This is a genomic window from Flavobacterium bizetiae (genome assembly GCF_024271895.1).
Taxonomy (GTDB): domain Bacteria; phylum Bacteroidota; class Bacteroidia; order Flavobacteriales; family Flavobacteriaceae; genus Flavobacterium; species Flavobacterium bizetiae.
This window is the reverse complement of the sequence record NZ_CP091861.1, coordinates 40,336-52,506: the sequence shown is the minus strand read 5'-3', so window position 1 is coordinate 52,506 and position 12,171 is coordinate 40,336. Positions and strand designations below refer to the sequence as shown.

Annotated in this window: 12 protein-coding genes; 8 read left to right on the top strand and 4 right to left on the bottom strand. The window is 34.5% G+C overall.

The annotated features are described in order from the left end of the window. Positions 1 to 286: 286 nt before the first annotated feature. The 4 genes from L0669_RS00250 to L0669_RS00235 all read right to left on the bottom strand — a co-directional run bounded on the left by L0669_RS00250 (position 287) and on the right by L0669_RS00235 (position 3,914). On the bottom strand, positions 287 to 1,240 hold the full coding sequence (locus L0669_RS00250; protein WP_263760433.1) for a transketolase family protein: 954 nt from the start codon (positions 1,238 to 1,240) through the stop codon (positions 287 to 289). A 77-nt stretch (positions 1,241 to 1,317) separates the two neighbouring features. Beyond that, the gene (locus tag L0669_RS00245; RefSeq protein WP_173971179.1) at positions 1,318 to 2,166 is read right to left on the bottom strand and encodes a transketolase; all 849 of its coding nucleotides are present in this window, start codon (positions 2,164 to 2,166) and stop codon (positions 1,318 to 1,320) included. A 349-nt stretch (positions 2,167 to 2,515) separates the two neighbouring features. After that, positions 2,516 to 2,836 carry a hypothetical protein gene (locus L0669_RS00240; protein WP_173971180.1) on the bottom strand — a complete coding sequence of 107 codons (321 nt, stop codon included), beginning with the start codon at positions 2,834 to 2,836 and terminating at the stop codon, positions 2,516 to 2,518. 217 nt (positions 2,837 to 3,053) lie between these two features. Further along, positions 3,054 to 3,914, bottom strand: a complete 861-nt coding sequence (locus tag L0669_RS00235) for a polysaccharide deacetylase family protein (RefSeq protein WP_263760431.1) — start codon at positions 3,912 to 3,914, stop codon at positions 3,054 to 3,056. Between the two features lie 364 nt (positions 3,915 to 4,278). On the opposite strand from L0669_RS00235, the gene tgt reads away from it, so the two are divergent. The 8 genes from tgt to L0669_RS00195 all read left to right on the top strand — a co-directional run bounded on the left by tgt (position 4,279) and on the right by L0669_RS00195 (position 12,121). Beyond that, on the top strand, positions 4,279 to 5,409 hold the full coding sequence (tgt, locus tag L0669_RS00230; RefSeq protein ID WP_173971182.1) for a tRNA guanosine(34) transglycosylase Tgt: 1,131 nt from the start codon (positions 4,279 to 4,281) through the stop codon (positions 5,407 to 5,409). 67 nt (positions 5,410 to 5,476) lie between these two features. After that, the gene (locus L0669_RS00225) at positions 5,477 to 6,565 is read left to right on the top strand and encodes an LptF/LptG family permease (protein ID WP_173971183.1); all 1,089 of its coding nucleotides are present in this window, start codon (positions 5,477 to 5,479) and stop codon (positions 6,563 to 6,565) included. Further along, the gene (locus L0669_RS00220) at positions 6,552 to 7,439 is read left to right on the top strand and encodes a DMT family transporter (RefSeq protein WP_173971184.1); all 888 of its coding nucleotides are present in this window, start codon (positions 6,552 to 6,554) and stop codon (positions 7,437 to 7,439) included. The genes L0669_RS00225 and L0669_RS00220 overlap by 14 nt, the downstream gene beginning before the upstream one ends. Before the next feature lie 112 nt (positions 7,440 to 7,551). Next, a complete protein-coding gene (locus tag L0669_RS00215) occupies positions 7,552 to 8,505 on the top strand; it encodes an acetyl-CoA carboxylase carboxyltransferase subunit alpha (RefSeq protein WP_173971185.1) in 954 nt (317 codons plus the stop codon). Between the two features lie 140 nt (positions 8,506 to 8,645). Then, positions 8,646 to 10,190, top strand: coding sequence for a replicative DNA helicase (gene dnaB / locus L0669_RS00210; protein WP_263760429.1), 1,545 nt, complete (start codon positions 8,646 to 8,648; stop codon positions 10,188 to 10,190). Positions 10,191 to 10,323: 133 nt separating this feature from the next. After that, entirely contained in the window at positions 10,324 to 10,701 is a 378-nt protein-coding gene (locus tag L0669_RS00205) for a hypothetical protein (RefSeq protein WP_173971187.1), read from the top strand. Between the two features lie 164 nt (positions 10,702 to 10,865). After that, positions 10,866 to 11,333, top strand: coding sequence for a hypothetical protein (locus L0669_RS00200; protein ID WP_232067370.1), 468 nt, complete (start codon positions 10,866 to 10,868; stop codon positions 11,331 to 11,333). Further along, a complete protein-coding gene (locus L0669_RS00195; RefSeq protein ID WP_263760427.1) occupies positions 11,330 to 12,121 on the top strand; it encodes a sensor histidine kinase in 792 nt (263 codons plus the stop codon). The genes L0669_RS00200 and L0669_RS00195 overlap by 4 nt, the downstream gene beginning before the upstream one ends. Positions 12,122 to 12,171: the final 50 nt, after the last annotated feature.

Here is a 12,171-nt window from a genome sequence, read left to right as displayed (position 1 = left end):
GTCAAGGAGGCTGCTAATAGAAAGAAGCTATAAATCTAAGTAGATTGAGTAGTGCTTTTTGTTTAACTTATAAGGATGTGCTTGGGGGGTATCATCCATTATTCGTTCAGCCTCTGAAGTTATAGAGGTTCAGATTTATCTGGTGTCGAATTTGGTTCATTCAGGTTCGAATCCGATAGCTGTTTTTCTTCTGATCTTTATATTGTACTGATGTTTCTTGTTGGTACAAACTAAAAACCCCGAAAGTGATTTCGGGGTTTTTGATATAAAGTAAGAAAATTAAATGTTATTTTCTTTTGATAACTCTTTCTACAGCTTCAACAATCGCCTGATTGTTTAATTTGTATTTTTCCATTAATTGCTCTGGAGTTCCAGATTCACCAAAACTATCGTTTACAGCTACAAATTCTTGTGGAGTTGGGTTGTTTAGGGCTAATACTCCAGAAACACTTTCTCCAAGACCTCCAAGGTAGTTGTGCTCTTCTGCAGTAACAATACATCTTGTTTTAGCAACCGATTTAAGAATCGCTTCTTCGTCAAGAGGTTTAATTGTGTGAATGTTGATTACTTCGGCAGAAATTCCTTTTGCTTCTAATGCTTCAGCAGCAATAAGAGCTTCCCAAACTAAGTGTCCTGTTGCTACGATTGTAACGTCAGTTCCTTCGTTTAGTAAAATTGCTTTTCCAATTACGAAAGGCTCGTCAGAAGGAGTGAAGTTAGGCACAACCGGACGACCGAAACGTAAATAAGCAGGACCATGATGATCAGCTAATGCAAGAGTTGCAGCTTTAGTTTGGTTGTAATCACAAGTGTTGATTACAGTCATACCAGGCAACATTTTCATTAATCCGATATCTTCTAATATTTGGTGTGTTGCACCATCTTCACCTAGTGTTAAACCAGCGTGAGAAGCACAAATTTTTACATTTTTATCAGAGTAAGCAACAGATTGACGAATTTGATCGTAAACTCTTCCTGTAGAGAAGTTAGCGAAAGTTCCTGTAAAAGGAATTTTTCCTCCAATAGTTAAACCTGCAGCAATACCAATCATATTGGCTTCAGCAATTCCGATTTGGAAAAAACGCTCCGGGTGATTTTTCTTGAAATCATCAAATTTTAATGAACCAATTAAATCCGCACAAAGTGCTACAACATTTTCGTTTTTTTGACCTAGTTCAGTCATTCCTGCTCCAAAACCAGAACGGGTATCTTTACTTCCTGTATTTTCGTATTTTTTCATTGTATATTTTTTGAGATGCTGAGGTTCTAAGTGAATAAGTTTCTAAGTTGAAAACTGACACTGACACTGAGCGCTTTTTAATAGTCTGCTAAAGTTGAGGTGTTTTGAGCTAAAGCGTTTGCCAACTGATCGTTGCTTGGTGCTTTACCGTGCCATGCATGTGTATGCATCATGAAGTCAACTCCATTACCCATTTCAGTATGTAATAAGATACAAACTGGTTTTCCTTTTCCTGTTCTTGATTTAGCATCATTTAAACCTGCAAGTATAGCATCGATATTGTTTCCTTCTTTGATTTCAAGAACGTCCCAGTCAAAAGCTTCAAATTTAGCACGGATACTTCCCATTGGTAAAACTTCGTCAGTAGTACCATCGATTTGTTTTCCGTTAAGGTCAATAGTCGAGATAATGTTATCTACTTTTTTAGCAGAAGCATACATGATTGCTTCCCAGTTTTGACCTTCTTGTAATTCACCGTCTCCGTGTAAACTGTAAATGATGTGATTGTCACCATTTAATTTTTTTGCCTGAGCAGCACCAAGAGCTACAGATAAACCTTGTCCTAATGAACCAGAAGCAATACGAACTCCAGGTAATCCTTCGTGAGTTGTTGGATGTCCTTGTAAACGGGAGTTTAATAGTCTGAAAGTTGCAAGTTCTGAAACAGGGAAATAACCACTACGTGCTAATACGCTATAAAATACAGGAGAAATATGCCCGTTTGAAAGGAAGAAAAGATCTTCTCCAATTCCGTCCATATCAAAACCTTCTTTACGCTCCATAATATTTTGGTATAAAGTAACCAAAAATTCAGTACAACCTAGTGAACCACCTGGGTGGCCTGAGTTGACAGCATGTACCATTCGAAGGATATCTCTTCTTACTTGGATAGTTAAATCGCTTAATTGTTGTGTGTTAGGCTTCATTTTATTTGTAAAAGTTAAACTGATGCAAAAGTAATCGTTATTTTGCGGGCTGACAAATGATTTTTAGCTTTAGTTTGGTGTAATTGTTAAATTTTGAAGCTTTTTTTTACTGAATTTGAAAAAAAAGGAATCTTGTTTAGTGAAACAGGTTTTCGAGTATAGATAACGATCCCGATAAAATGATTGAATTGATTTTGAAGAATCTTTGAAAATGGATTTTATTGATGATAAAAAATGGTTTTATTCTAAAAAAAATGCCACAGATTAAAAGATTGAGTGATTTAAAATCATTACAAGTCTTATAATCTATGGCAAAAAATCAATTTATAAAAAAAGGGGCAAAAAGAGTTTATTCAGTATCGCCTTCGCTATAAAAATTGTTTTCTTCGTCTTCAGAACCAATTTCTTCCTGTTCGTCGTCAAGTTCTGAACCTGGAATATCTAAATCGTTTCCGAGTTTGTCGCTATTTTGTTTCCATTCGTTATTGTTGTTGTCCGGATTTATAGTTCTTTCGCCGGATATTCCTTCCGGATCTATATCTTCTAGTTTTTCTTCCTGATTGTAAATGTCTTCGTTGGAAGGATAATCTAAGTTCTCCAGATTTTTCTCGATTTGATCATCTTTAATTTGATCTAAATCTACAGGATTTTTTTCTTCTGAATTTATCATGATCTCTGATTTTAAGTGTTTTATAAAGTTACGAAATCAATTGTTTCAAAATGTTATATTTTTAGAATCAGGATATTGCAGTATTCACATCAATTTTAAATTCCAAATCTCTAATCTCAAAATTCCAAATTTCAAATTCCAAATTCCAAAATTGGAATTGAAATTAAAGGAGATTGATTTTGTATCTCGATAATTATCTCATTTTCTAATTGACAAATTATCTAATTCTCTGAATATCTCGCCAGGTAATCATTTGAATATTATTTTCTTTTAGTTTTGATTGGCATTCTTCGCTGGTGAAAAAGTCAAGATCGATTTGGCGCCAGGCTGAACCAAAATTAGGATGATTGATCGTAATACCTTGCATTTCGCGATCATCAAAAGCAGGATGAAGTAAAAAGACATTGAAACCTGGTTGAACATTGTCTAGAGCTTTTGCATAAGAAGATCTTAGTTCTCCTTTTTCGAAATCAGAAAAATAGCCAATTAAAAGATTGTCGGCTAAAAATGTGTTTTTGAAATTGTATTTTTCGTCTGATAAACTAATCGATTGTACAAATTCTTTATTGATAAAAACTGGTAAATTGTAGGTTCTACCTAATTCTTTATAGATTTCTAAAATTTCAGGAGTTACGCCAACGCTGCACATGTGCGAATCGAGATGGGTAGGCTGGATGCCAAATTCTAATGCTTTTTCGATTTGGGCGGTGAGTTCTTTTTTAATTTCGAAGGGTTTTGCGTGTTCTTTAAAATCTTTTCGGGTTTTATAAAAATACCCGTTATGATCTGTTAAACTTGAAACTTCGGAAATGGGAAGAACCGGACCGAATTTATAATTTTCCCATTCGCAAGTTAGGGTTAGGTGAATTCCGCAATCATAATTGGGGTTGTTTTTGGCAAAGGTTGCCATTTCGTAAAACCATGGACAAGGTACCATTATACTATAAGAGTTTACAAATCCGTTTTGAAGGGTTTGAATCGTGGCTTGATTTTCGGAATGTGATAATCCGGCATCATCGGCATGAATGATTAATAATTTAGTGTTTTCGGGATATCCAAGTTTTTGGGCTAAGTTCATTTTATTTTATTTGTGTTGTTGGCACGCGGGCTTCGACTCCGCTCAGCCTGACAGTAAGGTTTATTCAAATTTAAAAATTTATTATGGAAACATCACGTCTTTTTGCGTTAGGGATAGAAGCGGATAGCCCGCAGCCTGACGAAGGAAGTGCGAGGACTTGCAGCGGATAGCCCGACCGAAGGGAACGCCCAAAATATTTAAATTCCAATTTTTTGAAATTGCTTTGCCTGTTCGCTAGCGCTCGAGTCCAAACTCCAAAGTTGTGGTTGGGATAATCATTATCTAATTTTCTAATTGACAAATTTTCTAATTAATTAAATTTCCCTGAAATTAGACTATCTTTGCCGACTGAAAAAAGAAACAGATGAAGTTTGATTTATTGAAAAAAGATCCGCAATCTAAAGCGAGAGCGGGAAGTATTACTACAGATCATGGCGTAATCGAAACGCCTATTTTTATGCCTGTTGGGACGGTTGCATCTGTAAAAGGGGTACACCAACGTGAGCTTAAAGATGATATTAATCCGGATATTATTCTGGGAAATACCTACCATTTATATTTACGTCCGCAGACTGAAATTCTTGAAAAAGCAGGTGGATTGCATAAATTCATGAATTGGGATCGTAATATTTTGACGGATTCTGGTGGTTATCAGGTATATTCTCTTTCGAATAACAGAAAAATTAAGGAAGAAGGAGTGAAGTTTAAATCGCATATTGATGGTTCGTATCACTTTTTTTCACCGGAAAGTGTAATGGAAATTCAGCGTACGATTGGGGCTGATATTATCATGGCTTTTGATGAATGTACGCCTTATCCTTGTGATTACAGATATGCGCAACGCTCGATGCACATGACGCACCGTTGGTTAGATCGTTGTATCAATCATTTGGATAAAGTGCCTTATAAATATGGTTATGAGCAAACTTTTTTCCCGATTGTTCAGGGAAGTACTTATAAAGATTTACGTCAGCAATCAGCTGAATATATTGCAAATGCAGGACAACAGGGTAATGCTATTGGTGGATTATCAGTAGGGGAACCTGCAGAGGAAATGTATGCAATGACTGAAGTGGTTTGCGAAATTTTGCCGGAAGATAAACCTCGTTATTTAATGGGTGTAGGAACTCCGATTAATATTTTGGAAAATATTGCGTTAGGTATTGATATGTTTGATTGTGTTATGCCAACTCGTAATGCAAGAAACGGAATGTTGTTTACAGCAAACGGAACTATCAATATTAAAAACAAAAAGTGGGAAGCTGATTTTTCGCCAATCGACGAAATGGGGCATACTTTTGTAGATACTGAATATACCAAAGCATATTTACGCCACTTATTTGCTGCTAATGAATATTTAGGAAAACAAATTGCAACGATCCATAATCTTGGTTTTTATATGTGGTTGGTTCGTGAAGCCAGAAAACATATCTTAGCAGGAGATTTTAGACCATGGAAAGAAATGATGGTTAAAAACATGAGTCAAAGACTTTAAAATATGTTGATTTGTTTAATCGTTTATTCGGTTAAACGATTAAACAAATAATCGATTAAACTTTACTATGTTAACAATAATTGATAAGTATATTTTAAAAAGATATTTAGCCACTTTCTCGGTGATGATCTTATTATTTATTCCGATTGGAATTGTAATTGACGTCTCTGAAAAGGTGAATAAAATGCTTGAAAACAAGATTCCTTTTACGGCAATCGCGGTGTATTATTATAATTTTACGATTTATTTTGCGAATTCTCTTTTTCCAATATTTTTGTTTTTATCGGTAATTTGGTTTACCTCAAAATTGGCAAATAATACTGAGATTATTGCGATTTTAAGTTCGGGGATTTCGTTTACACGTTTTTTACGTCCTTATATTATTGGTGCTTCGATCGTTTCGGTTTTTGTGCTTTTAATGGGCTTTTTTATTGTTCCGGCGGCCAGTGAAGGTTTTAATAATTTTAGGTATACTTACTTAAAAGGAAACGGAAAACAGCTGATGCGTGGGGAAAATACAAACGTGTACAGACAGCTTAACGATAATGATTTTATTTTTGTAAATAGCTTTAACGAAGAGTCTAAAACGGCTTTTAATTTTACGCTGGAGCATTTTGAAAAAGATCAGCTAACGTATAAAATTACTGCAAGTCGTATTAAATGGGATCCTAAAAAGAAGGTCTATATTTTGTACGATTATACTAAAAGAACACTTGGTGAACTGAATGATAAAATAGAAAAAGTACCTGAAAAGAATGTGGCTTTTAAGTTTGAACTGGCGGATTTAACTCCGGTAGTTTATATTGCAGAGACGCTTCCGTTAGGGAAATTAATTGATTTTATCGAAAAGGAACGCAAAAGAGGTTCAGGAAATATCAATACTTATTTAGTAGTACTTTACAAAAAATACAGTGTACCGGTTTCTGCTTTTATCCTGACAATTATTGCTGTAGCGGTTTCGTCTATGAAACGTCGTGGTGGTATGGGAACCAATCTTGCTATTGGTATTGCAATTGCCTTTTCGTTTGTGTTTTTTGATAAAATATTTGGTACACTAGCCGAAAAATCTACTTTCTCACCTTTATTTGCTGTCTGGTTCCCGAATATTGTTTTCGGAATTCTGGCGGTATACTTATTACGTAATGCGAAACGATAATTTAAAAAGTTATTTAAATCTTCATTTAATTGTTTTTATCTGGGGTTTTACGGCTGTTCTTGGTGCTTTGATTACTATAGATGCTGAAAACTTAGTATGGTTTAGAATGCTTCTTGCGGGAATTTTTCTGGCTGGTTTTATAGTTTATAAGAAACAATCTTTTGTGATTTCGGCGACATCTTTTGCGAAGTTAATTTTTGTTGGATTGCTGATTGCAATGCATTGGATTTTCTTTTTCAGAGCGATTCATGTTTCAAATGTCTCCATAACATTATCGATATTTTCGTTAGGTGCTTTTTTTGCTTCTTTGCTGGAACCGCTTTTTTACGGAAGGAAAATTTTGTTTTACGAGGTTTTCTTTGGCTTAATTATTATTGCCGGTTTAGCATTGATTATGCAGGTAGAAGTAAAGTATCTTGAAGGAATGTATTACGCTCTTGCCTCTATCATTTTAGGGGTTTTATTTACGCTGATGAATGGTAAGCTGATTTCTGATCACGAACCTTCGGTAATTACTTTTTATGAGTTTGGAGCAGGCGTTTTCTTTATTTCAGTTTATTTTTTGATACAAGGAAAATTTGATGCTGATTTTTTTACGATGTCATTAAATAACTGGATTTTGCTATTGGTTTTAGCATCGGTTTGTACAGCTTATGCGTTTACGGCATCTGTAAAAGTAATGCAGAAATTATCGCCTTATACTGTAATGTTAACGACTAATTTAGAGCCGGTTTACGGAATTATTTTGGCCTATTTTATCTTGGGCGGAAAGGAAAAAATGAGTACAGAATTTTATATAGGCGCCTTGATAATTGTGATTACAGTTATCTTAAATGGTGTTTTTAAACATTATAAAAATAAGAAAGAAGTGTAATAATTTCCTTATTTTTAAATTACATTTTTATATTTTAAATACGATTTAATCACACCAATGATATAATATTTTTATATTTGCGGTTCGATTTACAAACAAAATTCAAAAATCCATGGAATATTTAGATTTTGAGCTTCCAATAAAAGAACTTGAAGAACAGTTAGAAAAGTGTGTTATAATTGGAAAAGAATCTGATGTTGATGTAACCTCTACCTGTAAGGAAATCAACAAAAAATTAGAACAAACTAAGAAAGACATATACAAAAACCTTACGGCTTGGCAACGAGTTCAGCTATCAAGGCATCCCAACAGACCTTATACTTTAGATTATATCAGAGCAATTTGCGGAGATACATTTTTAGAACTTCATGGAGACAGAAATTTTAAAGATGATAAAGCTATGGTGGGCGGACTAGGAAAAATAAACGGTCAGTCGTTTATGATTGTTGGTCAGCAAAAAGGTTTTAATACAAAAACACGTCAGTACCGTAATTTTGGTATGGCAAATCCTGAAGGTTACCGTAAAGCTTTGCGTTTGATGAAAATGGCAGAGAAATTCGGAATTCCAGTTTTAACTTTGGTAGATACTCCGGGTGCATATCCAGGACTTGAAGCTGAAGAAAGAGGACAAGGTGAAGCTATTGCCAGAAATATTTTCGAAATGGTTCGTTTACAAGTGCCAATTATCACGATTATCGTTGGTGAAGGTGCTTCTGGAGGAGCTTTAGGAATAGGTGTTGGTGATAAAGTATATATGTTAGAAAATACATGGTACTCGGTAATTTCGCCAGAATCTTGTTCGTCTATTTTATGGAAAAGCTGGGAGTACAAAGAACGTGCTGCAGATGCCTTAAAATTGACTTCATCTGACATGAAAAAACAAAAATTAGTGGATGATGTAATACCAGAACCGTTAGGTGGAGCACATTACGATCGCGAAACTACTTTTAAAACAGTAGCGGAATACATCACCAAAGGATATAATGAATTGAAAGACTTATCAACAGCCGACTTAATTGCCCAAAGAATGGACAAATACAGTAATATGGGCGAGTATAAAGAGTAAATTCATGTAAAACGATTGAAAATCCGAAGCCTTACAGTTTCGGATTTTTTTTTGGTTATGAACAAATTCATCTTATTTATAAACAATTAATAGTTATAACTCGATAGCGATCTTTTTTTAAATTTCGCTACTTTCGCCATATGGAAAATTTCAAAAATGCAAATCCTGCAAAGGTAAATAAACCCTCAGTTATTAGTTTAGAAAAAGGGAAACTTCCTCCACAAGTTCTTGATTTAGAAGAAGCTGTGTTGGGAGCGATGATGATTGATAAAAAAGGAGTTGATGATGTAATTGATATTTTGCAAGGAGATGCTTTCTACAAAGAGGCGCATAAATATATTTTTGAAGCAATTGTTGAGCTTTTTACAGAAACGCAGCCAATTGACTTGTTGACGGTTTCGACTCAGCTGAAGAAAAATGGAAAGTTAGAATTAGCAGGAGGAGATTTTTATTTAATTCAGCTTACGCAAAAAATAGCCTCTTCGGCGCATATCGAATTTCACTCGCGTATCATTCTTCAAAAGTTTATTCAAAGAAGTTTGATTCGTATTTCGACTGAAATTATCGAAGCATCTTATGATGAAACTGCTGATGTATTTGATTTGCTTGATCAGGCCGAGTCAAAACTATATGAAGTAACACAAGGAAATATTAAGCGTAGTTCTGAAACAGCTCAGAGTTTAGTACTTCAGGCAAAAAAGAAGATTGAAGAAATTGCCAAACAAGAAGGTTTAAGTGGTGTTGAAACCGGTTTTCACAATCTGGATAAACTAACTTCAGGATGGCAACCCAGCGATTTAATTATTATCGCGGCAAGACCTGCGATGGGAAAAACCGCGTTCGTACTTTCGATGGCGAGAAATATTGCCATTCAATACGGGCACGGAGTAGCATTGTTCTCTCTGGAGATGGCGTCGGTTCAGTTGATTACGAGGTTAATTTCGTCAGAAACCGGATTGTCATCAGAGAAATTGCGTACTGGTAAACTAGAACCTCACGAATGGGAAATGCTGAGTACCAAAGTAAAAAACTTAGAAAAAGCACCTTTGTTTATTGATGATACGCCATCACTTTCTATTTTCGATTTAAGAGCAAAATGTCGTCGTTTAGTTTCACAACACGGTATTAAGATTATAATCATCGATTATTTGCAGTTGATGACTGCCGGAGGAAATGCAAAAGGAGGAGGAAATCGTGAGCAGGAGATCTCGACAATTTCCCGAAACTTAAAAGCCCTGGCAAAAGAGCTAAATGTACCGGTAATTGCACTATCTCAGTTATCGCGTGCGGTAGAAACCCGTGGATCAAGTAAACGTCCGTTGCTATCGGATCTTCGTGAATCTGGGGCGATTGAGCAGGATGCTGATATTGTTTCGTTTTTATACCGACCAGAATATTATAAAATTGAAGAATGGGATGATGATGAAGCGTCGCCAACTACAGGTCAGGCCGAAATCATGATTGCGAAACACCGTAATGGTGGTATCGAAAACATTCGATTGAAATTTATCGGACATCTTGGTAAGTTTGATAATCTTGATGATTTCTCAGGTGGTTATGATGATTTACCATCAAAAATGAATCATGACGATAATCCGTTTGTCACTAAGAATTTACCATCGCCTAATGAAGCGTTTGGAAGTAACTTAAATGACGACGATGACGATAGTGATGTTCCGTTTTAATCCTATACTTAAGCCTCTTTATGGGGCTTTTTTTATGCTTAAATGTTAACTTTTTTGATAAAATTGAGTAGTTTAGCCAAACAATTGATTCCAACAATTGTCTATTAATTAATAACCAAAAACAAAATTTATTATGTCTAAAGAAGAAAATTTCGAAAAATTAGGTAGTGTAGAAGTAAGCTTGTCAGTTGCTGAAACCTGGACAGCAAACTATCGCAAAGCAAGTGCTGAACAAGATGAGTTAGGAAAGAAAACGGGTGCTTACCTTATTCCGTTAGCAACTTTAAAATCAGTATTGGCGAATCCAATTGATGCTGTTCGTGCTTATAAAGCTATTAATGCTGCCGGCGAACAGGTTTTAGTTTTTGTGGGAACAAAACTAGATGAAAAAGGAATTTATAGAGATGTATTCTTCTCTGGAGAAGGAGCAGTTGAAAATGCAGAATCAGTTGTTTATGATGCAACTCGTCCATGTCCACCTTATGGAGATCCTACTAGTCCGCTTGTGTAATGGATGACTTTTTAATATATTTTGGCTACTTACTTTTAGCAGTTACTGTAGCTTTATATTCCTTTAGCTTTTTCCGAAAGGAAAAAGCTAATGTTTTTTTATTGCTTTATTTAGGATTTTCATTCGTAGTACAATTTGGGATGGAGCTTCTCTATCATCTAAAAATGAACAATTTGTTGCTAATGAATTTGTTCTTTTTGGGCCAGATGGTCTTGTTGGGATTATTTTACAGATCTTTATACAAACAGGAAATTCAGAAAAAATTTGTTTTAATAACGTTAGGTTTAGCATTGGTAATTTTAATAGCCAGACTGGTGTATGATCCGGCTTTACAGTTTAAATTTAATTTATTTCAAATTACGGTTACTTCTTTATTAACGGTGGTTTTTGCGTTAATTCATTTTTACAACATGATTACAGAAAAAAAGGAATATTACTATCTTACCATAGGCGTTATCGGATACATGTTTGGAGGAACAGTTTTATTTTTAATAGGTAATCTGACAATCGGACTGAGTGATGATATTAAATATCTTAGCTGGAGATTAAATGCTTTTTTATTTATTGTATATTACTTTTTTATTTTATTTGAATGGATGAAGAGTTTTTCAAAAAAGAATGCTGAGATATGAGTGGAAATCTTGATTATGAGAAAGAAATAGTAGCTATTATTTTGTATACTTCCTGTTTTTTGATGGTTGTTGCGGTTTGTTTAGTGGTGTTTTTTTATTTTTCAAGAAAAAAAATCATTCAAAAAGAGATAGAAAAGAGAGAACTAGAAATTCATCTGCACAAACAACAATTGCATGCTATTATTGTAACACAAGAAGAGGAACGAAAACGAATTGCCCAGGATTTGCATGACGATATTAGTTCTAAATTGAATATTGTTTCATTGAATACCCATTTGCTTTCTGCTCCAAATTTAACCGAAGCCGAAACAAAAGAGATTACAGATAATATTATTAATCTAACGGCCAAAGCTCTGGAGAATTCCAGAAAAATTGCCCATAATTTATTACCTCCGGTTTTTGAGAAATTTGGATTGAATGCCGGTATCGAAGAATTGTGCGAAGAATTCGAAAGTAGTAAATCTGTAAAAGTAAAATATAAAAGCGAAATTGATTTTGATGAGAAAGAGATAGACCGCCATTTGCATGTTTTTAGGATTTTGCAGGAATTAATGAATAATTCTTTAAATCACGGAAAAGCAAGTGAAATTTGGATCAATTTTAAAAATCAAAACGGAATTAATATTTGCAATTATAAAGATAATGGAGTGGGGTTTGACAGCAAAAATGCTGAAAATCAAAAAGGATTGGGAATGAAAAATATTGATAGCAGAATTTCTTTTTTAAACGGAACTTTAGAAATTGACTCTGAGATTGGTAAAGGTATTGCAGTAATTTTCAGTTTTTAGGCAAAAAATGTTAAACAAACACGCTTTTTGTTTAATATGTTAGGATTCTG